Below are 24,373 nucleotides of genomic sequence, written 5' to 3'. Positions count from 1 at the left end.
GAAATGGGAAAATATTTTGGTACAGATGGTGTTCGAGGAGTAGCGAATTCAGAATTAACACCAGAGCTAGCTTTTAAACTAGGTCGTGTTGGAGGATATATATTAACAAAGGAAGCGAAGGAACGAGCGAAGGTCTTAATCGGTCGTGATACTAGGATCTCTGGTCATATGCTTGAAGGAGCACTAGTGGCTGGACTTCTCTCGGTTGGTGTCGAAGTAATGCGTTTAGGAGTCATCAGCACACCTGGTGTAGCTTTTTTAACGAGAGTGATGAGTGCTAATGCAGGAGTAATGATTTCTGCTTCACATAATCCCGTGGCAGACAACGGGATCAAGTTCTTTGGGCCGGATGGTTTCAAGCTTTCAGATGAACAAGAAGAGGAGATTGAGCAACTACTCGATGCAGAAGTGGATGAAATTCCTCGCCCAACTGGAGCAGGAGTTGGTTCTGTATCAGATTATTTTGAAGGCGGACAAAAATATATTCAATACTTGAAACAAACAATAGATGAAGAGTTTGTAGGTGTCCATGTAGCATTAGACTGTGCAAACGGAGCAACTTCTTCCCTTGGAACCCATGTTTTTGCAGATTTAGATGCAGATTTATCGACGATGGGTGTATCTCCAAATGGATTGAATATTAATGAAGGTGTAGGCTCTACGCATCCAGAAGAATTAGCCAAGTTTGTATTAGAAAAAGGAGCAGACGTTGGTCTTGCTTTTGATGGAGACGGAGACCGTTTAATCGCTGTGGATGAAAAAGGACAAATCGTAGATGGCGACCAAATCATGTATATATGTGCTAAATATTTAAATGCACAGGGACGTCTAAACAAAAGTACGGTTGTTTCCACAGTGATGAGTAATATGGGCTTCTATAAAGCATTAGAAACGCATGATATGACAAGTGTGAAAACAGCAGTTGGAGATCGCTATGTAGTAGAAGAAATGAAAAAGAATGGCTACAACCTTGGCGGGGAGCAGTCAGGACATATTGTCTTTCTCGATTACAATACAACAGGTGACGGATTATTAACTGGACTGCAACTAGTCAATATTATGAAAGTGACTGGGAAAAAACTTTCAGAGCTTGCATCTGAAATGACAATCTTTCCTCAGAAGCTTGTGAATGTACGCGTAACAGACAAGCACGCAGTAACCGAAAATGCGAAAGTAGCAGCTATCATTCAAACAGTAGAAGCAGAGATGGCTGGCAATGGTCGTGTATTAGTACGACCATCAGGCACAGAACCGCTTGTACGTGTTATGGTAGAAGCAGAAACAGAAGCAGACTGCGAAAACTATGTAAACCGAATCGTGGCTGTCGTTAAAGAAGAGATGGGCTTAGCCGAATAAAAATGAATGATACAAAAATCCAGCCCTGTGCTGGATTTTTTTGTTCTAAAAATAAGTGAAAAGGGCTTGGTGTTTCTCCCTTCATACTAAGGGGTCAACCATTTTACGTCTTTTATAAAGCATAAAAGTCATTTTAACAAAACTATTGATTACATGTTTACTATGATTTATTAGTGGAATAATAAGAGAGAACAAGCAGATAAGGAGTGAGGAAATGGCTAAAGTAGCAACATTAATCACAAATATGTTTGAAGACGTCGAGTACACCAGCCCAGCGCAAGCTTTGAACGATGCAGGACACGAGGTATTTACAATTGAGAAAGAAGCAGGAAATGAAGTAACAGGTAAACAAGGTGAAGCCAATCTTAAGGTAGACTATGGAATAGATGACGTAAAACCGGAAGATTTTGATGCATTATTTATTCCGGGTGGCTTTTCACCAGATATTTTACGAGCGGACGATCGTTTTGTAGCTTTTGCAAAAGCTTTTATGGATGCTAAGAAACCAGTATTTGCAATATGCCACGGACCGCAGCTTCTAATTACTGCAAAAACATTAGAAGGACGAGACGCTACTGGATACAAGTCGATTAAAGTCGACCTAGAAAACGCCGGAGCAACTTATCACGATGAGGAAGTATTCGTTTGTGGCAATCAACTTGTCACAAGTAGAACCCCAGATGATCTGCCAGCGTTTAATAGAGAAATTGTCAAATTGCTGGAGAAATAAATGATTAATGAAAAATGGAGCACCTTCAATCGAAGGTGTTCTTTTTTATTTTGTAAAGTTAATAGAAAATTTTTAAAATTTTCTGTTATTCTATAACAGAGACGAAATAAATACATAGAGGGGAAATGATTGTGGACTATTTATATCACCCTTTTTCTGCTAAACGACATACTGTTTTTGCAAAAAAGGGAATGATTGCAACATCTCAACCATTGGCAGCACAAGCAGGTTTAGACATATTAAAGCAAGGAGGAAATGCGATTGACGCTGCAATTGCAACAGCTGCAGCACTTACCGTTGTAGAACCCACTTCTAATGGTATTGGAGGAGATGCGTTCGCTTTAGTTTGGACAAAAGACAAGCTACATGGTTTGAATGCTTCAGGTCCCGCACCACAGTCTATTTCTATACAAAAACTCAAAGAACAGGGATATGAGAAAATGCCTATGTATGGCGTCATACCGATTACAGTACCTGGTGTTCCTGCTGCGTGGGCTCAACTATCAAAACGCTTTGGCAAACTCTCGCTTAAAGAAGTACTTCTACCAGCGATTCGATATGCAGAAGAAGGCTATCCGTTAACACCAATTCTAGGGAAGTATTGGAAATTGGCATATAATAGATTTAAAGATTCCCTTACTACGGAAGAATTTACTGCATGGTTTGAAACGTTTGCACCGAATGGTAGCGTACCTGAAATAGGGGAAATGTGGTCTTCACCAGGTCATGCCAAAACACTTCTAGCCATTGGAGAAACGAACGCTCGCGACTTTTATGAAGGGAAAATAGCAGATCAAATAGATGCTTATATGAAAAAGCACGGCGGATATTTATCAAAAGCTGATTTATCTTCATATAATGTAGAATGGGTAGATCCTATCTCTGTAAATTATCGTGGTTATGACGTTTGGGAAATTCCACCAAATGGTCAAGGGATGATAGCCTTAATGGCGCTTAATATATACAAAAGCTTAAATATGCCGATTTGGCAAAATGCAGATACATTCCACTATCAAATGGAAGCGATGAAATTAGCATTTACAGATGGCAAAGCATTCATCACAGAGCAAAATGACATGCCTATAAGCGTAGAACATTTATTATCAGATGAATATGCTAAATCTCGGGGTGTAACTATTCGAGCAGAAGCAAGTAACCCAGAACCATATGAATTGCCAAAAGGTGGAACGGTTTATTTAGCGACAGCTGATGAAGAAGGAAATATGGTTTCTTACATTCAAAGTAATTACATGGGGTTTGGTTCCGGTATTGTCATTCCGAATACAGGAATCGCCTTGCAAAATAGGGGACGTGATTTCTCATTGGATGAAGCACACCCAAATGCTTTGCAACCTGGTAAAAGAACATTCCATACGATTATTCCAGGATTTTTAACGAAGAATGGTAAAGCAGTCGGTCCATTTGGTGTGATGGGTGGATATATGCAGCCACAAGGACATTTCCAAGTGGTGACGAATACGATTGATTACTTATTGAGCCCACAAGCAACGTTAGACATGCCACGTTGGCAATGGGTGAAAGGAAAAACAATTCATGTAGAGCCTGAGTTTCCAAATTATCTTGTGCAAAGCTTAATAAGAAAAGGTCATGATATTCAAATGACAACGGATGGAGGTAGCTTTGGTCGTGGTCAGATTATTTGGAGAAACCCGGAGACAGGCGTTCTACAAGGCGGCACAGAATCTAGGACAGATGGAGCAATAGCAGTTTGGTAAGAGCCTCATTGGAGGCTTTTTTTCAATTATTCTATTAACCTTTGTTCCATAAAATTGACGTGCATATAATGAGCGTATATAATGAAAAAGTTACTTTTAATGTAAATTCAAAAGTGACCGCGTAGAAATGGAGGAAAGGTAAACGCGTTAAAATGAGGAAAACAATTATAGCGCCAGAGCTGAAGAAATTGATCGATATATCTTCAGCAGACGAGGTGGAGGTTATCGAAAATTCGGCGGATGCCTCCCGACCGTATTTGCCCGGTTGTTATTCTTTTTCAGAAACCATACGAGTGATTGTATGACAGAGGGGAAAAGAAGGCATTCTTAGCATAATGAGCATCTCAGGTAAAAAGAGAGGCTTGTTTTGACATGAATGTAAACGGAGGAATATGAATATGTGTGGAATTGTAGGATATATTGGAGAAGCAGATGTAAAGGAAATATTATTAAAAGGGTTAGAGAAATTGGAGTACCGTGGTTACGATTCAGCGGGAATTGCTGTACTTAATGACGAAGGCGTAGTTGTCTTTAAAGAAAAGGGACGAATTGCAGACTTACGTGATGTAGTAGATGAAGAAGTGGATGCAAAACTTGGAATTGGGCATACTCGTTGGGCAACGCATGGTGTCCCAAACCAACTAAACGCACACCCTCATCAAAGCACAACACAGCGATTTACACTTGTGCACAACGGTGTTATTGAAAATTATCACCTTATGAAAAAAGCTTATTTATCTAATGTAGAAATGGCTTCTGATACAGACACAGAAGTAATTGTACAGTTAATTGAAAAGTTTTCACAAGATGGATTATCCACCATTGATGCACTAAGAAAAACATTGCATCTTATCCATGGATCATATGCACTTGCACTACTTGATAAAGAAGATCCAAATACTATTTATGTTGCGAAAAACAAATCACCGCTTCTTGTAGGTCTTGGTGAAGGCTTTAATGTAGTAGCGTCTGATGCAATGGCTATGCTACAAGTGACGGAGCAGTATGTAGAGCTTCACGATCAAGAAATTGTGATCGTGCATAAGGATTCAGTTGAAATTCAAAAATTGGATGGCTCTATTGTAGAACGTCCAGCATATAAAGCAGAGCTAGATATGAGCGATATCGAAAAAGGAACATATCCTCACTATATGTTAAAGGAAATGGACGAACAGCCTGCGGTTATTCGTAAGATCATTCAAGCTTATCAAAATGAGCAAGATGAGCTAACAATTGACGCAAATATCTTGGATGCACTGCACAATGCAGATCGTCTCTATATTATTGCTGCGGGAACTAGTTATCATGCAGGTCTTATCGGCAAGCAATACTTTGAGAAAATTGCAGGCATACCTGTAGAAGTGCATATTTCTAGTGAATTTGGCTACAATATGCCACTACTTTCTGCCAAACCGCTATTTTTATTTATCACGCAATCAGGTGAAACAGCAGATAGCAGACAAGTGCTAGTGAAGATAAAAGAGCAAGGGTACCCAACGATTACGATGACAAACGTGCCAGGGTCCACACTTTCTCGCGAAGCAGATCATACGCTTTTACTTCACGCTGGTCCTGAAATTGCAGTGGCATCTACGAAAGCATACGTTGCGCAAGTAGCAGTATTAATGGTAACAGCTTCCGCATATGCGCAAGCTCAAGGCAAATCACTCGACTTTGATGTTGTCAAAGAACTTGGTATTGCAGCAAATGCTGTGCAAACAATTGTTGATTCCAAAGAAGAAATGGAAGAAATAGCGACAGAGTTTTTAGCAACAACTAGAAATGCATTCTTTATCGGACGAAACGTTGACTTCTATGTAAGTTTAGAAGGTGCGCTAAAACTAAAAGAAATCTCCTATATTCAAGCAGAAGGCTTTGCAGGCGGGGAACTAAAACACGGTACAATCGCACTTATCGAAGACGGTACCCCAATATTCGCCCTTGCAACGCAACAAGCTGTAAGCCTCAATATTCGTGGTAATGTAAAAGAAGTAGTGGCACGAGGAGCAAACCCATGCATTATTGCAATGGAGGGCTTGGAGGAAGAAGGAGATCGTTTCGTGCTTCCAAAAGTACATGAGCTATTCTCTCCACTAGTGGCAGTTGTGCCATTACAGCTGATTAGTTATTATGCAGCATTGCATAGAGACTGTGATGTGGATAAACCACGGAACTTGGCTAAGTCGGTTACAGTGGAATAGTAATGAATTGAACATTGTACGCTTTTTGTTTTCAAACAACTCAGTTGTGGCGTAAATAACTCAGTCGTGACGTAAATAACTTAATCGTGACGTGTATAACTTAATCGTGACGTAAAAAACTGGTTAGATATACTAACCAGTTTTTTTGATGTTGATATTAAAAAAAATGTAAACATCGCGCTAGTACCATTCACGGATTGGTCCGTTTTAACAGGATATATGGTGTGATTTGAAAATAAAGTTGTACCAAAAAAATAAAGTTGTACAAAAAGTATTATATATAAAAAATAAAGTTGTACAAAATATCTTAGTTTGAAAATAAAGTACTACAAAAAGTATTAAACGTTAAGTGTTGTATTTAAAGAATAAAGTTGTACAAAAATAATATAAAGTTATGTATATAAAAAAATAAAATTGTCTTTTATATATTTAATTTGAATCTGTTCGCTTAATGCGGACAGATATTTTTTATTTTAAAATCATTCCCCTTCCCCACTACAATAAAATAAAGGAGAGTTTAAAGGATAAAGGTAAAGGTTGATTTAAAATACACATAAAAAATGAGCTAGGATATTTTCTCCAAGCTCATTTTAATTTGATTTCTTTTTTTTACTAAAGCACCCGTTAGCTTAATAAGGATGCTCTTTACATCCATCACAATCAACTTTTTGATAGATATATATTCCTCTTATACAACTTCTTGATTTTCCTTTTCTTGAATACATTCATTAACCAATACCAATAAAAGTTTATTTCTATCAATAGCACTACTAATAAAGTCTATTACTCTCATTAAGCCCACAAAAAAAATTAACAATATAAAATAACTAATAATAAACTTCCAAACACTCCAATTTGTAAAATTCAAAGAAGTAATAAGAGATGAGGTAATAACAGCAATTAATATGGTTTGCATTGAACCTAAGAGCGATGTTAGTCGAGGACTAGATGTCTCAAGTTCAAGAAAAGTTCTATATCCTTTCAGGTCACTTTGCTCAGGCAAATCCCGTAACATTTTTTCTTTAATACGATTGCAATTTTCTACAAACTTATTATGCTCAAAATTTTTAATACTTGAAAATTCCTCATAAAACATTATTGGTGTTTGAGGATTACCCATCCATTGGTAAAAGTTATATTTTTCTGCCGTATGTTTATCATACCAACTAAAAATCTTATTAAAAGATAAGTTAATAATGAATATTAAAAGATTAACTATTAAAAAAAAAGTAACACAGATCAAAATCAATTCCTTAATATTTTCAGCTTTTAAGTACAAATCTAGCACATTAAATACCATATAAAATAATAAAAGAATATTTAAGATTAGATATTGGTATCTTTTTTTTATCAAAATCTTTCCCCTCTTCCCGCTTAATGCAAAAAACTAACTTTTCTTAATGGAAATTTTCTTCGTATCTCTTATAAGGCAACTAAAAAGCATGAATAATTTAGTTTTTATTAGAAACACGCTTTCATAAGATAATTCTATTTTCTTCAACTAACCTAATGCTTTACTTTAATACGTTCATAAGAAAAAAGGGTTCCAACTTTATATAAATTTTCTATTTTGCTTATTGAACTAAACTGTTCCTTTAGTTTAAGTGTAACATTTCACAATGCAGATCTGAGATAACTTAATGTTTTGGACATAAAAATAGACCATCGAAATGATGGCCATGTTTTGCTAAAGCACCCATATAAGTACATATTAGACGTTAAAATTCACCTTTTTCTACGAAGCCTCTTTGTAAATATGTTTTTGCTTATTAGAAATAATCTTACTTAAGATAAAAAATGATTAATGCACGTTCGGAAACGGTAGATCAAAAGCCAAGTTATCATAATGCTTTTATTAAAAGACGATGTTTAATACCAATGGATTCCTTATACGAATGGAAATAGCATGGCTCTAATAAGATTCCTATGCGAATAAATGAAATCAGATGAAGTTTTTGCTATTGCGGGTTTATGGGAGTCATGGAATGCACCAGATGGGAAAACCATTCATTCCTGTACGATACTGACAACGGAAGCAAACTCCTTAGTTTCTGATATACATGATCTTATCAAGACCTAAATTGAAAAAAGTAGATAATTTAAAGGACATAACATATTTTATATGACTAATATGTTATGTCCTTTCTTATTAAACTAAAGCACCCGTTCGTATTCTAAGGTTAGCCAGATATTTCTGGTTGACCTTTTTTTATATCGATATATGATTGCGGTATCCGGGGTTGAACGTAAGCACCCGTGGGGCTAGTGTTCCCGTCAACTAAACAGATCGCCCCCTACTTGTAGAAACATGATTGAGGCTGGTTGGGACATCGATCTCGTTATATCAATACTTGAATTCCGATAAACCATCGAAACCTTTCACTTTTAATTTCATTTTACCTTTGTTATCTACTTCGACTATTTCTATCAAAACTACTACTTTATTAGGTTTAGGGACATCAAGGTAGAGGAGACTCTGTTCTACTTTTTCACCGTTTACAAGAGAATGCATATATAGACTTAAATCTTTATCTATTTTATTAATTTTAAAATTTTTTCTAGCTAAAATAGATGTTTTTCCTGACTCTACTTTTTTAATTGTACCTATCTCTTGAAAGTCACTATTTTCAGAGTGACCATATGTAAATTCTAGGTCATAGATATTTTTCCCAGTAGAGTTAATAACCTCAATAGTAACCCCATTATCATATTTCCAGTACTTACCTTGTTGAATGACTACTAGCAAGGAAAGGCATACATATCCCCCTATTACTAACAAAACTACTCCGCTCAAAATTTTTAATAAGAATCTAGATTTAGTCATATATTAATAGCATCTCCTTTAAACTAGTATATTAGGTAAAGATATCTATTGTCAAAACTACTAATTAGTCACAGTTAGTGTACAAAATAATAGTTGTTATTATCTAGTCTAAATACTTCAATTTAAATACCCTATTATATCTAAAAGAATTATCATAATCACAAAAACGACCACTTACTATTAATAGTAAATGGTCGATTAACTTTTGACTATTTATTCTTATCTTCCTATTAATTCGTGTTCACTTTTACTATTTTCTTCCTGTACCATCTGTATTCCGTAGTTGTTCACCAACTTTTCTGAGAAGGTTACCGTTTGAAATTCTTTTCAGTAATTCAGTCTCAGCTTGTTTCGCAGTTAGATTTTTATTTTCACTTACCATACGCAAAAATAAATTGCGTCCATATTCATTATTGTATAGGTCCATCTCTTTAGCTAAACCTGATGCATTCGCTTCATGTGCATCTGCAAACATTTTCGTAAACCTTTGGGTTAAATGGAAACTCATTTCTACATTCCAATATGCATGTTTAAATGCATTGGCATTACCATGATCAGCAAGAGGAGCTGTGAAAAGTGCAGCAACTCTTTGTTTTGCAACATCTGAAGAACTATAAGCAGCTGCAGCTTCATATGGGTAATTTGCTGCTAGAAGCACTTCAGTCTCGTTTAATGGTATTCCAAAGATGAATGGAGTAATTTTATTTTGTTTGCTTTGATAAATGTCGTTAATAATTATCACTGTTTTTCTTTCTAGTTCTTCATTTGTTAATGCTGAAATATCGTTATTTAAAGTCAAAATTTCAAAGGCATTTGCAAAATCTTCTTGTGTTAAAGAATTTACAACTTCTATTGTTAATGTTAACTCGTCAGGAGTTTGTGCATACCCTTTATCCACTTGTAATACAAAAAGAGACAAAATACCCAATATTAAAATGCTAAATCTTTTCATAATAATCATTCTCCTTTTCCTATTCCTTTTTACTGTAAATGCTAATACAGAAATGCAGCTAAGCTAAAAAAATCTATGTTTTATTAAATTAAATAATATCTCACAACTGGCCAATATTGTAAGACATTAACAAAATAAGCATAACATAGTTTAAATATTTATCATAGTAAATTTTTAGAATATATCACATTTTCAGATATAACGTGTATTATTGTATAATAAAGCCATATTTTATGTTAAAGGAATAGTTTAGAGATAGTATCTAAAAAAATCGAACAAGGACTAACGCAAATATCTGGATTTGAAGAAGCAAGCATCTTAATAGGTCGCTCCCAACAGGCTTGTGCATTTAGATGGAATAAATACCTTCGCCAAAACCTTCTTCAGCGAGTAAACAGACTATTTTATTATTAATTTCTATTTCTAAGGGGATTGGAAATAAAAAGGCCCGTATTTGAAAAAATAATAGGATACCGACTCTTTTAAAAATATTCGGAAAGAAAAAACACTCAGAGAAATTTCTCTGAGTGTTTTTTCATGTTATTTACAACTATTGTCTGTAAGTTTTTCCTCTTACATCAGTAACCCACTTTAATGGAAAGTTACTAACTATAATGTCGCTGGACAAATTCTTGACGCTCACTTTTTATCAGAAACAATCTTTTTTTATAAGTAACGATCTTTTTTAAAAGTAACAATCTTTTTTTCGATACAACAACTATGTTGTAAAGTTACTAACTATGTTGTAACTGGACATGGACATATGTTTGTTAAGTTACATTATAGTTGGTAACTCCAAAAATCAATAAAAGCAACGAAATACGGATGTTTCAAAATATTTTAATTTACATTATAATTGGTAACCCATCCAATCGTACTTTAAGGTTTTTACATTATAGTTTGTAACCCAATGTTATGGTTTTAACTTCAAATACGGAGTAATAATGTTAAGTATTTCGGAAAGCGAGTCTTTAACTAAAGCACCCGTTAGTGCGGGCAAAAGGAAATCAACTAACATGAAAAAAGGAAACAAATACTTGAAATCAGCTTTAATAGAAGCTGCTCATTCTGTCAGAGGATCCAAAACCTACCTGGGTGCAATGTATAGACGTACTGCTTCGCGAAAAGGTAAAAAGCGAGCAGGAATATCCGTTGCCCATGCAATTTTAAGGATCGCCTACTATCTCCTAACACGCAGAGAAATGTACGTAGACTTAGGTGAAGATTACTTTGACAAGCAAAAAGAACAATCGATTGTACGATATTCAGTTCGAAGACTTGAAAACCTTGGATACAACGTGACGATTACTGAACCAAATGCCTCCTAATTCATCCAATAACTTGAACCTCATTTAGGCGCCGCACTTTTTTAAAAAATAAGTGAACTGCGTCTGATTTCGTATTGCCTTTTTCTCTAAATCGAAGATTTTAATTTTCATGGGAGTTTAAGTGCAATCCTTAACATTATTCGTATAACAAATTCGAAATCTTGAAAGATTTAGGATATTAAAACAACACTAGTTAATTTAATTCAATCGTAATAGGATCGAAATCAATTCGTTTATGATCTATTTGACTGTTACTCACATTAGCAAATGGATAAAAAGTAATGGTTGTTGCTTCCGGGTTTAGACCATGAATTGTTGCATTCCAAGTGATATCTTCACTCGAATCACCACCCTTAGTACCAGTTCCCCCATTATAAGGCACTTTATATTTATTGCCCAAATTATCAATTGCACTTAACTCAGCTTCTACTGCCAACCACTTTTCATGAATGGAAGGATCGACATCTTGTAAATAATTTATCGTTAGATTAACATCTGTTTTCACTGCGTCAATCAACTCGACTGATACGCCATCTTGGCTTAAATGTTCATGAATAGCGATATGCTTTCCTTCTAATTTGTTTAAAGAAAATCCAAAATGCCAGTCGCCTTCAATTATATGTCCTTCTGATAAAATTGCTTGAGGATTCCAATCTATATTTACTTTGTCTTGTGAGTTATTACGCATAGATAAAGTCATCATGCCAACATAGCCGATACCATCCACATACTCTCCTTCATAGCCACCACCACTTATATTAGTTGGAAGATTCTCAAATGTTGGAAATGAACCTAAATCTTTTTCTGTTCTTAAAACATATGAAAGAGTAACTGTATTCCCATCGTAAAATGCTTTCTGAATATTAATCTCTATTCCATTGCTTTTTTCAGCTAAACCTATATCTGTACTGATTTCCTCGTACGCTTGATAGTAGTCTTCTTGTAAGATGAAATAGTCGAATGCCTGGCCAATAATTGGAATTTGCGTAACAAAGTTAGCAAATGCTGGTGATACGTAAGCAGATGAAACAGTACAAATGGATATTAGCCCTGCGGTTGCAATATATTTAGCCATTTTTTTGTAGGAGAATTTTACATGCTTCTTCTCCTTTTTAAAAGCGTCTGACAATATAGCATCTAATTCTTTAGAAGGAACAGGAATTTCATTAAGTGCCTCTTTAAATCTGTTTTGTTCGTTCATCTATATACACTCCCTTTAATATTTTTTTTATTTTTGTTAACGCTCTCTTACCGTTAGATTTGACAGTACCAATCGGTTCACCAAGTATCTCTGCTATTTGCTCAAAAGTTAAATCCTCATAATATTTTAAAAGAAGAACTGTTTTATATTTTTCATCTAATTGATAAATCGCATTGAGTAAGTCCATCTTTTCATCAGATGTCGCTATTTCTGTGGAGAGGGATTGAAATTTTAGGTCATCCATTGAAATCACTCTCTTTTGTTTTTCAAGTACACCAAGTGATACATTTATACAAATTTTCATCAGCCATGTCGTGAAATACTTAGGCTCTCGTAACCGATGAATAGACTCTATTGCCAGCAACACTGTTTGCTGGAAAACGTCTAAAGCATCTGCCTCATTACGAACATAACTATAAGCAGTCCTATAAAGTTTCTCTTTTTCTTGTTTAAGTAAAAACAGCAGTGCTTCTTGATCCCCTCCAATAGATAGTTTTACTTTCTTTTCCTTATTCGTCATCTTTTTTTCACCATCCTATCTATTAGAGAGCGTACCTTCAAAAAAAGATGCACTATTTTAAAATAAAAAAGAACAATTCAAATGAATATGTCCTTTTTAATAACTTTCTATTAAACACTTTCCTAATTCAACTAAACTGCCCCGTTAGCCATCCATGCAGCAAAAAACGCTGCACCACAGAGGATGAAAATTGTATCAGAACGGGTATAGATAAGTATGGCTGGCGAAGAAGGTCGATGAACTATGGTGCCATAGAGCCCATCCGTTAGTCTGACTCCAACGACCACGGTGCATCACAGACTGTCGCACTCTATACGAGTAGCACTCATGGGAGATTAATCCTACTCTGGTTATTGCACCAGCCTGCCTTTATTCTAACAAGAATGGAGTTGGTTCCTGATTTACCTATCAACTCAATATAAGCATATCTGAAGGCTCAGCCTTTTTTAAAAAAAGCTTGTTCTGAGTTTCTTTTGTTATGCAATTTTATAGATTTTGAGCATTTTTTAATTTTCATGGGAGTTTAAGTGTAACATTTCACAATGGGTTTCTGTGATCTACTTAGTGTGTTGGATAAATAAATAGACCATCGAAATGATGCTCTGTTTTACTAAAGCACACGTTACTTGAACAAGCACCTATATATTATTAACAATCAATTTTCCATCTGATTTAACGGTCAGGAGAGTTTTCTTTAGTTAAAATAACTTAAACATAGGCTATTTTAGCTTATCAATTATTAATAAATTATGTACTTCCTTAAATACTTGGCAGTCTATCTAAAGAATCAATCTCATTATATTTTTCACAAATTTCTCTGTAGTGAAAATAAAACCCTTTAACAATAAACAATAATATTTATAATTCTGTTAATTATTACAAAAAAGTTTTTTCTTTAGTATAATTAGTGATAGCTATATATATCTAATTATTGCAATTAAGGGGGGAATTTCGGTGGATTGGTTAAAAGATAATACAAGGCATGCATTAGAGACTCTCAAAGATCAAGTGAGCATCACTCTTGATTCGACGAATGGGCATGAGATAATTACTATTAATAATATTGAGAATCCAACCACAAGAGAAACATTAGCCAATTGCTTATTGTCTGTAGCATCTCAAGTAATTCAGCATGATTTTGAACTTTCCGTTTTGTTATTGGGTAACTCCGAAGATTCGTTGGAAAATCTCATTAATGAAACAACGGCGTTGATTGATAGTACACATGCAAATGCTTGGATAGCAGAAGCAATATTTTTTATTTTAGTTGTAGTTGCAGAGGATATGCATCCGCCTGGGAAGATGTTAGTTCACACGCTTCCTCATACTAGTGCTACTAGGCAAGGATTAGACGGTACTGGCATTTACTATGATTCCCACATGAATTGTCTGGGGACCGCAATAACAGAAGCGAAAAATTATGATGATTTAAATAATGGTATATCCGTATCAATAAATTCATTTGATAAAATTGAAAAAGACCAACTTGGAGCTGAGTTACGCACTGTTTTATATCCCTTAACCCGATATCTTTCTACTGAATTCCAAGAAAAACTTGTTTCAGAAATGTGGAAACAAGCTCGTACTTATATTCCGGTTGTCTTTTTTGGAAGCGACCCAAGCTACCAAAAGCTTATTGAACGGAAAGCCTTTTCAAAATATTCGATCCCTAATACGCATAAGCTGTTAGTATTGAACGAATTTAATGATAGGGATACTTTTTATAACGAGATAAAATTGGAAATGAAATTACAAATGAAGGAATGGGCTAAAAATGTTTGATACATATTTGAAGGATTTAATAGACAAAGTTCCCGTAATTGAGGATTATGATTCTGATGATTTCCGGTCTATACTTTCTGATGCCTACTTAGAATTAATAAGGTTTAGAACTCATTATGATTATAGGGCAAACAGAGATACTGATGATATAATTTTGTCATTGAGAAAGTTAGCCGACACCTTTGAATACTTTGGTATTCTCAAAGAAGATATAACCACAGATATCAAAACAGCTTCATGTTATGTTGCAGCTGAAGCCTTAGATCTTCTTACTAATATATTAAGCCCCACTGTAAGTGAAAAGTTGGATGATGTACTCAATAATTACGAAATAACTTTGCTTGAGTCAGGGATGTTATATCTTATTGCGGGCTATGATGCAAATTCAAAGAAAATCATGCAGTCATTAAAAGACAGTATTAACTCAAGAGAGTTGAGTATCGAAATTAAATGGGCTATTAATCAAGTGATTTCCATTATTGAGGGTTCAAATAGATCTATTGAAACTATAGAACCGACTAACAGTGCTAGTTTGGCATTTAAAAACTACTTTAAGATTTACTCTGAAATTGGAATTGTTGCCAACAAATATCACGCTTGGTTAACAGGAGACGGTGAAGAGTTACCAACCAATTTAATATCAAAGTTAGAAGAATTAATTAACACTCTTACTTACGATTATAGCTCCTTTTATTCTACACCAATACATATCGCAAGACTTCTTAAGGAATTTATAAAGAACTCATATGCTAGGTCTGTATTTCATAGCGTACCAAAACCTCAAACTGAGCATAATAACTATGAATCTTTTTTAAAGAACATTACTATAGGTGATAACTCTTTTAATGGGCAACTCTTTTTATGGCCATCAGCAATTGGATTTGTGGAGAAATGCTTACCAGGACCTGAAACACATAGTATAATTGCTACCCCTACAGGCAGTGGAAAAAGTACAATTGCTAAATTAGCTGCTTCTCAGGCATTAACCGAGGGTTGGGTATTATATTTGGCACCAACTAATGCACTTGTTCATCAGATACAAAGAGATCTAAAAAAAGTGAAGTGGCCATGGAAAACAGTAAAAGTAAAAAGTTTCATTGGTTATGATGAATATACCGCTCTTACAGAAGATCAATTGTTACCAAGTGAAACTGAAAACCATATATATGTTATGACACCGGAAAAATGTGCTCTTGCAATGAGACTTTCACCTGATTTTTTTAAAACGTGTAGATTGTGCATCTTTGATGAATTTCATGAAATAGGGAGTAATTCCAGAGGGGTTACAATTGATGTTATTTTTGGTACTTTACTGACTCTTTCTCCATTTGTTAGATTACAATTGATTTCTGCTATGATTGAAAATAGTGAAGATATAAAAGAATGGCTTAAGGAAGTATCAAATTTCGATGTTAATATTATAGATTTGAAGTGGCGACCAACAAGAACAATGAAGGGAGTAGTAGGTCTTGAACAGAATGAATTCCGTACGGCTGTAAAAAATGCACCCTTAAAACCAAAAGCAAGGAAAAGAAGGGCATCAAATACTCCTTATTTTGGACTCTTCGGATTGCAAGGAGCTTGGCAAAGTAATGATAAAAAGGAGTATAGATTTGGTTATCTTGGTGCTACTTACGATTTTGAATTTACAGAGAAAACATCTCCCTTTGAGTCATGGGTTAATAAAACGATGGGATTATTAGCATTCCATTTTGGATCTAATAATATGAAAACAATTGGGTTTTTCCCAAAAAATAAAAATTATCCTTTTACAGTTGCTCGTAACATGCAATCTGTACAAATAGATAGAGAACTTTGGAATGATGAAATTAGTCGGTTAATAACTATAGCGAATGCTGAATTAGGGCTTCCAACTAAGCTAGTGGAACTTATTGAAAAAGGAGTAACAGTTCATACAAGTTTAATGACCCAAACTGAAAAAGACTTAGCAGAACTTGCTTTTATAACGGGATTAGCTAAAATTATGCTTGCAACAAGTACTTTATCTCAGGGCTTGAATTTACCAGCTGAAGTAGTTTTACTGGGAGGTACAGAATTAGGGAATGAATACAATATTTTAGATCGGGAAGCTTTACTATCTCGTAAAAATACACAATTCCTAAACAGTATTGGTAGAGCAGGAAGGGCAGAATATTCTAGTCAAGGTTTAGCCTTAGTTATACCGTCGAACCCTATCATTTTTAAAGATGAAAATTATAATTTACGTGTTGCTAAAAGGGAAGCCTGGTTCTTAGAATATCAAGATGCATCTCAGGAGATAGAGAGCCCTCTTTCTTCATTCTTAAATCGTTTAATTACTGAGAGTATTGATACTGAACTTATTAGTGAAGAAGAATTAGCACTCCTACCTTTTTTTACTGAAAACTCTCCTATTCCGATTACCGTTTTAAATAAAACCTTAGGTGCATACAATATTCAAAAAAAGGTGACTGATACCGTTTCTTCAATAACAGGTCCCATAATAAAGAAAATTCATGAAAATTTTATGAAAGAAACTGGAGCACCTGATTGGGTATTTTCCTCAGCTAGAAAATCCGGGGTAACAGTGTTCGTTGTGCAAGAAATGTTGAAGACTTTGAAAAACGCTAAAATACCTAGTTATCAAGTTTCTAAGTCATGGGATATAAATTCATGGAGTAATTATTTAATTGATATTCTAGCAAGAATGAACCCAAATTTAATAAAATCATTAATAAACTCTTTCAATGTATTTAAAAATGAAGCAATTCCTTTTTTTAATGAAAATCTAGATTATACGGCTTGGAAACCTACAAAGGAATGGATACAAAGTTGGGAAGAGATACGAGTAAATTTAAATATCTATTACGGTAGCAAAAATATAAAGGAAATAGGTATTAATACTTTTCCTTCAATAATAGTTAGTAATGAAAGAACCCAGGGAGCATTCATACCAACAGTGTTAAAATTATTAGAATATAAAGGGCCTTTTGAAAATTTATCGCGCTTCGCAAGTGTATTAATTAGTATCCTTGAAGAAATGTGGATGGATAGAGTAGAACAAGATGAAGTTGTAACAGTTCCCTTTCAACTTTCAATGTTGCCAATTGCCATTAAAATGGGATTAAAAGATGTAAATTCAGTAGCGTGGTATAGATTCGGTTATCGCAATAGATTTGTAGCACAAGCTTTAGGCTCAATAATAGAAACAAATATCGCATCCGATAGTAGCGAAATAGAAGTTATAAAAATAATTCGTGATAAAAAAATGGAACTATTAATTAAAAATCCAGAGGAAATAGGTGCAAAGCTCACTAATATTCATTATACAGAAAATGAAATTAGTGCATTTTTCTTGATAGTAAACGAAACTTAACTATTAAGAATCGAGAGTTTTTAAGGAATTTTAGTATATACATTATTCAGTTGTGGGTTTAGTTTAAAAGGTGACATAAGGTCACTCAACATCTTATTAAAAAGAAGAGCCCTAATTTATAGAATTTCGTTAATTTCCTAGGGAAATCTAATCCTTTATAAACGTAATTTTTTGTACAACTTTATTTTTAGAGAAAATATATATCATTTTGTGTAATTTTTGTACAACTTTATTTTTCGAAAAAGGTACTTCAATTAAATCTTGTTGTTTTTTGTACAACTTTATTTCTCGATAAATAATCTATGGTATTGTGAAATCAAGCTTTTCAAAATGAAAATTATACAACTTTATTTTCTCGTTACATATGGAGAGTAGCCCAATACAAAACTCGTTATTCATAGTAATCTATGCACTTTGCACATCGATTTTGCCCTATTTATTTTTAACGTTAAGCTTAGCGAAAACAGACTCTACGACCGGGGTGACAATTGTATCGGGTGCAGAACCAACCAATCGCAGCTTTATTGTTTGGGTTACTGTTATTCGCAGAGATGCCGACAATTCTTTCGTTAATTGGTGTTGGCGTGACCATTCTTGCTCTTACCGTATATTGTAAAATAGAAAATTAATAAAAAACATTACCTTGTTAACAACAAGGTGATGTTTTATTATTTAAATGAAGAACTTAATTATCAATCCGGTCATCATCAATATCATTCAGTTTAAGATTAAATGCATTAGAATCTAAATTATTCCTTTTAACTTTCTCATAGAAAATTGATTTTACCTCTTCTTGACTGTTCAGTGGCATCTACTTTCTTCCTTTAAGAATCTAAGTTTATTCCATAATAATGCCCTTTATTTGAATAACAATCATTCAAATATATTTTACATTTTTAAAACCCTTCTCACAAAAAAATATGGATATCCTACAATGATAAATGGTGCTGCTAAAGCAAAGTATCTTGCATGTGCTCTTAAATCATTGCCTTTAATCACCGAGAGGAAAAAAAACAAACCGATAAGCAAGTAAAAAAGAACTCCGGGTAGCAAAATCATAAAATGACTTCCTTTCTTTTTTATAAATCAAAAACTGCTTGCTGTACTTTTAAAAGTGACGCTGATCCTTACTAGAAATCAGCGTCATGAACAGCTATGATAATATAGACTTCCTAGACTTCTTTGGTGAGATTTGCTCTTCCTTCATAATTGAATGTCCTTCAATATCGATATTAGGCAGAAACTTATCTAACCACTTCGGTAAATACCATGAAGCTTTCCCCATTAAAGTCATTACAGCTGGGACAACGGTCATTCTTACAACAAAAGCATCAAACAATACGCCGAATGACAAGGCTAATCCCATTTGTTTTATTATTGGATCACTGGCTAATATGAAACCTGAGAAAACAACTGCCATAATCAATCCAGCTGCAGTTACAACAGCCCCATTTTCTTTCATACCACTAAGAACCGCTTGCTTTGCATTACCAGTACGAGCATATTCTTCTCGCATTTTGCTCACAAGAAATACTTCATAATCCATTGCTAAACCGAATAATATACCAATGCTTAATATTGGTAATAAGAACAAGATAGCGGTAGGCCCCGGAAGTCCAAATAAATCCTGTAAGTGGCCATCTTGAACAACATATACCGTAAATCCAAATGTGGCTCCCACTGATAGAATAAACCCAAGCACTGCCTTTAATGGGATTAACAGAGATCTAAACACGACCATGAGTAAGAGATAAGCGAACACTATAATGAATGTTGCAAATAGCGGTAAGGCATCCATTATTTTTTCAGAAATATCAATGTTAATGGCTGTTGAACCCGTCACCATTAAATTAACTTCCTCAGATTTCGAAAGATTTCTTATATCATGTACCAATTCTTTTGTTTCAGAATCATTTGGTCCGGTTTCTGGTGTCACACTTACCAAGAATAAGTCACCCGATGAATTGGGTACTGCCGGAGATACACTCTTTATATTCTTTAAAACGCTGATATCTTCTATAACTTCATTTAACTTTTCCGGAGAGTTTTGTGCATTTCCTTTAGGTTCAGCCACAATGATTAATGAAGCATGAAAACCTTCGCCATATCCTTCAGCTAGAAGCTCATAGCCTTTTCTTTCTGTTTTATCAAACGGCTTACTGCCTTTGTCTGGCAGTCCAAGTTCCATATGGAAAAATGGAATTGCCATTATTACTAGCATTGCTATGGCAATAATTGAAACAGTCCATGGCTTGCTTGTAACAAATCTGCCCCATTTATTTTTAGAAGCATCATTTTTCTTGTCTGTCCGCGTGATTAGATTCAAAAGCCTATTCTTTCTTGATGGACCCATCTTATGTCCTAACAAACCTAAAATCGCCGGAACAACAACAATCGAAACAATTACAGAACATAATACAACCATAGCTGCGGCTACACCCATTGAACCAATGAATGGGATATCTAACACGACAAGACCAATCAATCCAATTATAACTGTTACACCTGCAAACACTACTGCACTTCCTGCTGTTCCATTTGCAATACCAATTGATTCCTTTACGGAATTGCCTTTACTCATTTCGCTTCTAAAGCGTGAAATTATAAAAAGAGCATAATCAATTCCTACAGCAAGTCCTAGCATCGCAGACAATGTAAGTGAGATTGAAGGTAGAGCAAAGTAATTTGTCCCAATAAGAACTAATACAACTCCGATTCCTAAACCCAAAATAGCTGTAAGAATTGGCATTCCAGCTATCAATAAGGAAGTAAAGGTAATAGCTAATACTACATATGCAGCTATGATACCCATCGTTTCGGAGCCGCCGCCTTTTGTTACATCAAATTCAACGGAACCACCTAGCTCAGTCTGGATTCCTGCATCTCGAGTAATATGCAAGCTTTTTTCTACATGTTCTTTTGACTTATCGGATACCTTTCCTGCAGGACTATTATAGGTGATAACTGCATAGCCTATTTGTTTGTCAGGATTAATATTTTTCAGTTCTGCAGGTGTTGCCACTGCCGTAACTGCTTTATCTTTCTTGATTTTTTCAAGAGCTTTATTTATTACTTGATTGTTTTCTTCTGAATCTAACGTTTCATTTTTCGGAGCTTTCATGACGAGATACACTTGACCAGCGTTATCTCCACTTTGAAACTCCTTTTCTAACACTTTCATCGCTTTTTCTGATTCTGTTCCCGGTATGGCTAAGTCATCCTTGAAGGAAATTCCTAGACCTCCAGCAGCGCCACCTAAAGCGGCTAACAGCAAAACAGTCATAAGGAATACTTTTATACTATTTGATCCTGCCCACTTTCCTAATTTATATAAAAATTTGGCCATCGTCTTGTTTCCTCTCTCTTTTCATAGTATCTGAGTGTTGTTTATTTATTACCATTATTAATAGGAATGGCATGAGCAAGATTCCTAATTTCAGTAATTTCTCCATTTTGTCTCTCCTCTCAATTTTGTAAGCTAGTTAATTAATCTCCCTTACTTTTAACATTATCGTCGGAGTATGTTTGTAAAATGTCAGAGAAATGTTTACGAAATGTTAATAACAATAAAAACTAAGCAAACATTAATTGTTCCAATAAAAAAAACAGAATCAAATCTAGATATCCCCATCTAGATTTGATTCTGCTCGGCGTTACAATTATTAATTTTTGAATCTTTCTAACTCAACCTTAAAAGTTGTTCCAATCCCCAGTTCACTTTTTACAGATATTTTGCCGCCTACTAATTCAATTACTTTTAAAGAGAGGGCAAGTCCAAGTCCGTTTCCTTCCTGTGAATGTGAAGTATCTCCCTGGTAAAATTTATCAAAAATATGCTTCACTGTTTCTTCATTCATTCCACACCCACTGTCCTCAATTATTACTGTCATCACTTCTGAATCTGATGTCTGAGTCAGCTTAACAGTTCCCCCTGGTTCTGTAAATTTGATTGCATTTGAAAGCAGGTTATTCCAAACAATTTCTAACATCTCCTCGTTCATAATAATCATTGCCCGTTCTTCAATATCAGCAACAAATGTAATATCTTTTTGCTCCCATAGCTCTTCAAAAGACAGAGCGCATTCACTTAGCTGCCTACATAGATCATAAGGTTCCACTGATGGCTGAATTTCCTGGTTTTCTAGTTTATTAAGTTTGAGAATATTTGTTACCAATGTAGTAAGCTTTTTAGATGCAGTTATAATTGTATCTGTATATTCTTTTTTCTTTTCAGTAGTTAAACCTTCTTTTTGTAATACTGTGGCATAGCTTTGAATAATAGAAAGAGGAGTTTTTATTTCATGAGAAACATTGGCTATAAAATCATTTTTCAAAATTTCTGTGCTTTCCAATTCTTCTACCATTTTGTTAAAGTCATCAATCATGACTTCTACATAATCTTTTTTTCCATCTTTTCGAAGCGGTGGAATCGAGATAGAATAATCACCTTCAGCTACTTTTTTTGCTGCCCTACTGAGTATCATCATAGGCTTGTCATAGGTGATATAATGTCGTCTTGCATTTAGCAGACAGAAAATAAGGGAAACTATGGCCCAGTATCCCATCAAACCTAAAATATATCCAATTGGTAGAATAACCGTTTGTTTATGCAGAAAAGCGCCTAATATCATAGCCTGTCCATAAGTCAAAATACATAATATAATAAAGGTCCAAAGAAAAAACTTTACAGAAAAATGTTTTGTATTTACACGTATATCAATTTCTTTCTTTTTTTGTCTATTTTTACTCATGTAAGCACCGCTTTATAACCAAGCCCATGAACTGTCAAAATTTTAAAGTCATTGCATACAGAAAATTTATCACGAAGTTTTGTGATATAAACGTCCACAGCTCTAAGACTGGTGTTACTATCAATGCCCCAGAACTCATCCATCAATTGTGCCCGTGAAAAGGTACGTTTGGGATAAGACAACATTTTATAAAGTATATTAAATTCCCTTATTGTTACAGGAATTTCCTCTTCATTAACTGTTGCAGTCATTTCATCTGCATTCATTACCAAACTACCTACAACAAGTTTTCTCTCATTAGCTATATTTGCCCGACGGAGTAAAGCTCCCACACGCATTAAAAGTTCATCCATATTTATAGGTTTCACCATATAATCATCAATTCCTGCTCTAAACCCTTTTTGTTTAGACGTAATATCATCACGAGCAGTGGTAAACAAAATTGGTATAGTCTGATTTATATTTCTGACCGTCTCTGCAAACTCAAAACCATCGATTTCCGGCATCATAATATCCGAAATTATTAATTCAAATAAACTGTTATACATTAAATCATAGGCTTCACGAGGATTTAAACATCCAGTTGCATGATAGCCACTATCATTTAAATATGTGCACATAATCTCGTTTAGTTTCAAATCATCTTCTACCACTAGTATATTTATCAAAAAATATTCACACCTTTCTATTTTCACAAAAATAGCAACAATGATTAAAAAGCATTCTAAACTAAACTAGCTTTTATCCAGTGCAGTATATCAGACTTTTGTTAAAAAATTGTTAAAAGATACTCTTATTCTGTAGAAAAAAAGTGTACATTACTTTCCAGACTTTAAACATTAATTATAACTTTTCCTTGAGTTCTACAAAAGTTTGTCCAATATATTTAAATTCCTATAAGCAAAACGAACTTTATTCTAAAGACACCCTGAAGGCGTTTCTCAACAATCGGCTCTTTAATAAAAATACACTTCCCTTATTTAAGGATAGCCCACAATTGTAGAAAAAGTTACTTGAATTGTCAATAGGATAAACATAAGCAAAAAGTGACTGACAACTCCCATGTCACGTAGATTTTAACAAAGAACTTAAAAATGCATAATTTAATTTTACTCATATATAAAATGGTAGAATTATATACTAAATTTTTTTTTTATGTTAAGTAGATGTTCTATTTTAAAAGTAGGCTGAGGACTTATCTGTGATTTTTAATAGAACCTTTTTGAATCAATCAGCTTACAAATTTTAGTTTTGAAATGATAAGGAAAAACTGCTGAAAGGAATGATAAGAATGAATGAATACAGTATAGTTAATACCACAAAGGCAGAAAGAGAAAAATTTGTCGCTAATGCTGAAGCAATTAATTCATTGGGAGTGAACCATTAACGAAAGAAAATCGGGCTTTATTAAGAATGTACGTTGATGGCGAAATCGAACTCGATGATTTGCGAAAAATAATAATTAACCCCGTTCTAAATTTAGGACGGGGTTAAAAAAATTGTTTAATTTTCGATGTCAGATACTTTACTACACTATAAAATATGGATTTACGTCAATATCTTGGACACAAAAAAGTTAAGTCCGTTTCAGAACGGCATCCATTTCTGGAGTGTCCTGCATCCAGCGAAACCAGTCA

The 24,373-nt window shown here is 34.4% G+C and carries 18 protein-coding genes; 9 read left to right on the top strand and 9 right to left on the bottom strand.

Features of this window, described 5'->3' with window-relative positions; all coding sequences use genetic code 11:
* The first annotated feature begins 3 nt into the window (after positions 1-3).
* From glmM to glmS, 4 genes are all read left to right on the top strand, one after another.
* Complete coding sequence (gene glmM / locus ACIP9W_RS21810; protein WP_400793282.1) at positions 4-1,356, top strand: phosphoglucosamine mutase; 1,353 nt, start codon at positions 4-6, stop codon at positions 1,354-1,356.
* Positions 1,357-1,570: 214 nt separating this feature from the next.
* On the top strand, positions 1,571-2,086 hold the full coding sequence (locus tag ACIP9W_RS21805) for a type 1 glutamine amidotransferase domain-containing protein (RefSeq protein WP_142540991.1): 516 nt from the start codon (positions 1,571-1,573) through the stop codon (positions 2,084-2,086).
* 131 nt (positions 2,087-2,217) lie between these two features.
* Positions 2,218-3,822 (top strand): gamma-glutamyltransferase family protein, encoded by a 1,605-nt coding sequence (locus ACIP9W_RS21800; protein WP_400793280.1) that lies wholly within the window; start codon positions 2,218-2,220, stop codon positions 3,820-3,822.
* A gap of 398 nt (positions 3,823-4,220) precedes the next feature.
* Positions 4,221-6,023 (top strand): glutamine--fructose-6-phosphate transaminase (isomerizing), encoded by a 1,803-nt coding sequence (gene glmS, locus ACIP9W_RS21795; protein WP_400793279.1) that lies wholly within the window; start codon positions 4,221-4,223, stop codon positions 6,021-6,023.
* Positions 6,024-6,711: 688 nt separating this feature from the next.
* Here the strand turns inward: glmS and ACIP9W_RS21790 are convergent.
* Positions 6,712-7,377 (bottom strand): hypothetical protein, encoded by a 666-nt coding sequence (locus tag ACIP9W_RS21790; protein WP_400793277.1) that lies wholly within the window; start codon positions 7,375-7,377, stop codon positions 6,712-6,714.
* Between the two features lie 443 nt (positions 7,378-7,820).
* Here ACIP9W_RS21790 and ACIP9W_RS21785 point away from each other — a divergent pair, with 443 nt between their 5' ends.
* Positions 7,821-7,928 (top strand): SOS response-associated peptidase family protein, encoded by a 108-nt coding sequence (locus tag ACIP9W_RS21785; protein WP_400793275.1) that lies wholly within the window; start codon positions 7,821-7,823, stop codon positions 7,926-7,928.
* 31 nt (positions 7,929-7,959) lie between these two features.
* Entirely contained in the window at positions 7,960-8,103 is a 144-nt protein-coding gene (locus ACIP9W_RS21780) for an SOS response-associated peptidase family protein (RefSeq protein WP_400793273.1), read from the top strand.
* 264 nt (positions 8,104-8,367) lie between these two features.
* On the opposite strand, the gene ACIP9W_RS21775 is transcribed toward ACIP9W_RS21780, so the two are convergent.
* Positions 8,368-8,847 (bottom strand): hypothetical protein, encoded by a 480-nt coding sequence (locus ACIP9W_RS21775; protein WP_400793272.1) that lies wholly within the window; start codon positions 8,845-8,847, stop codon positions 8,368-8,370.
* 250 nt (positions 8,848-9,097) lie between these two features.
* Positions 9,098-9,808 carry a DUF6973 domain-containing protein gene (locus ACIP9W_RS21770; RefSeq protein WP_400793271.1) on the bottom strand — a complete coding sequence of 237 codons (711 nt, stop codon included), beginning with the start codon at positions 9,806-9,808 and terminating at the stop codon, positions 9,098-9,100.
* Positions 9,809-10,815: 1,007 nt separating this feature from the next.
* On the opposite strand from ACIP9W_RS21770, the gene ACIP9W_RS21765 reads away from it, so the two are divergent.
* Positions 10,816-11,127, top strand: coding sequence for a hypothetical protein (locus ACIP9W_RS21765; RefSeq protein WP_400793270.1), 312 nt, complete (start codon positions 10,816-10,818; stop codon positions 11,125-11,127).
* 193 nt (positions 11,128-11,320) lie between these two features.
* Here the strand turns inward: ACIP9W_RS21765 and ACIP9W_RS21760 are convergent, their stop codons facing one another.
* Positions 11,321-12,328: a DUF4179 domain-containing protein gene (locus tag ACIP9W_RS21760; protein WP_400793269.1), complete on the bottom strand. Its 1,008-nt coding sequence runs from the start codon at positions 12,326-12,328 to the stop codon at positions 11,321-11,323.
* Positions 12,306-12,848, bottom strand: coding sequence for a sigma-70 family RNA polymerase sigma factor (locus tag ACIP9W_RS21755; protein ID WP_400793268.1), 543 nt, complete (start codon positions 12,846-12,848; stop codon positions 12,306-12,308). The genes ACIP9W_RS21760 and ACIP9W_RS21755 overlap by 23 nt, the downstream gene beginning before the upstream one ends.
* Positions 12,849-13,802: 954 nt before the next feature.
* Between ACIP9W_RS21755 and ACIP9W_RS21750 the strand changes: the two genes are divergently transcribed.
* Both ACIP9W_RS21750 and ACIP9W_RS21745 read left to right on the top strand, forming a co-directional pair.
* The gene (locus ACIP9W_RS21750; protein WP_400793267.1) at positions 13,803-14,630 is read left to right on the top strand and encodes a hypothetical protein; all 828 of its coding nucleotides are present in this window, start codon (positions 13,803-13,805) and stop codon (positions 14,628-14,630) included.
* Positions 14,623-17,985 (top strand): DEAD/DEAH box helicase, encoded by a 3,363-nt coding sequence (locus ACIP9W_RS21745; protein ID WP_400793266.1) that lies wholly within the window; start codon positions 14,623-14,625, stop codon positions 17,983-17,985. The genes ACIP9W_RS21750 and ACIP9W_RS21745 overlap by 8 nt, the downstream gene beginning before the upstream one ends.
* A gap of 888 nt (positions 17,986-18,873) precedes the next feature.
* Here ACIP9W_RS21745 and ACIP9W_RS21740 read toward each other — a convergent pair.
* The 4 genes from ACIP9W_RS21740 to ACIP9W_RS21725 form a co-directional block, all read right to left on the bottom strand.
* Positions 18,874-19,044 (bottom strand): hypothetical protein, encoded by a 171-nt coding sequence (locus tag ACIP9W_RS21740; protein ID WP_400793264.1) that lies wholly within the window; start codon positions 19,042-19,044, stop codon positions 18,874-18,876.
* A gap of 94 nt (positions 19,045-19,138) precedes the next feature.
* Entirely contained in the window at positions 19,139-21,331 is a 2,193-nt protein-coding gene (locus ACIP9W_RS21735; protein WP_400793262.1) for an MMPL family transporter, read from the bottom strand.
* Positions 21,332-21,647: 316 nt separating this feature from the next.
* Entirely contained in the window at positions 21,648-22,736 is a 1,089-nt protein-coding gene (locus ACIP9W_RS21730; RefSeq protein WP_400793260.1) for a HAMP domain-containing sensor histidine kinase, read from the bottom strand.
* A complete protein-coding gene (locus ACIP9W_RS21725) occupies positions 22,733-23,404 on the bottom strand; it encodes a response regulator transcription factor (RefSeq protein ID WP_400793258.1) in 672 nt (223 codons plus the stop codon). The genes ACIP9W_RS21730 and ACIP9W_RS21725 overlap by 4 nt, the downstream gene beginning before the upstream one ends.
* Between the last annotated feature and the right edge of the window lie 969 nt (positions 23,405-24,373).

It is taken from the genome of Psychrobacillus sp. NPDC093180, assembly GCF_044754065.1.
Lineage (GTDB): Bacteria > Bacillota > Bacilli > Bacillales_A > Planococcaceae > Psychrobacillus.
Note: the sequence above shows the minus strand (reverse complement) of the source record. Positions and strands in the feature narration are given on the sequence as shown.

Coding starts and splice junctions, on each gene's coding strand:
- ACIP9W_RS21745 (WP_400793266.1), top strand. CDS start 14,623: ATGTTTGATACATATTTGAAGGATTTAATAGACAAAGTTCCCGTAATT.
- ACIP9W_RS21770 (WP_400793271.1), bottom strand. CDS start 9,808: ATGATTATTATGAAAAGATTTAGCATTTTAATATTGGGTATTTTGTCT.
- ACIP9W_RS21760 (WP_400793269.1), bottom strand. CDS start 12,328: ATGAACGAACAAAACAGATTTAAAGAGGCACTTAATGAAATTCCTGTT.
- ACIP9W_RS21765 (WP_400793270.1), top strand. CDS start 10,816: ATGAAAAAAGGAAACAAATACTTGAAATCAGCTTTAATAGAAGCTGCT.
- ACIP9W_RS21740 (WP_400793264.1), bottom strand. CDS start 19,044: ATGATTTTGCTACCCGGAGTTCTTTTTTACTTGCTTATCGGTTTGTTT.
- ACIP9W_RS21785 (WP_400793275.1), top strand. CDS start 7,821: ATGATTAATGCACGTTCGGAAACGGTAGATCAAAAGCCAAGTTATCAT.
- ACIP9W_RS21735 (WP_400793262.1), bottom strand. CDS start 21,331: ATGGCCAAATTTTTATATAAATTAGGAAAGTGGGCAGGATCAAATAGT.
- ACIP9W_RS21775 (WP_400793272.1), bottom strand. CDS start 8,847: ATGACTAAATCTAGATTCTTATTAAAAATTTTGAGCGGAGTAGTTTTG.
- glmS (WP_400793279.1), top strand. CDS start 4,221: ATGTGTGGAATTGTAGGATATATTGGAGAAGCAGATGTAAAGGAAATA.
- ACIP9W_RS21730 (WP_400793260.1), bottom strand. CDS start 22,736: ATGAGTAAAAATAGACAAAAAAAGAAAGAAATTGATATACGTGTAAAT.
- glmM (WP_400793282.1), top strand. CDS start 4: ATGGGAAAATATTTTGGTACAGATGGTGTTCGAGGAGTAGCGAATTCA.
- ACIP9W_RS21805 (WP_142540991.1), top strand. CDS start 1,571: ATGGCTAAAGTAGCAACATTAATCACAAATATGTTTGAAGACGTCGAG.
- ACIP9W_RS21780 (WP_400793273.1), top strand. CDS start 7,960: ATGAAATCAGATGAAGTTTTTGCTATTGCGGGTTTATGGGAGTCATGG.
- ACIP9W_RS21755 (WP_400793268.1), bottom strand. CDS start 12,848: ATGACGAATAAGGAAAAGAAAGTAAAACTATCTATTGGAGGGGATCAA.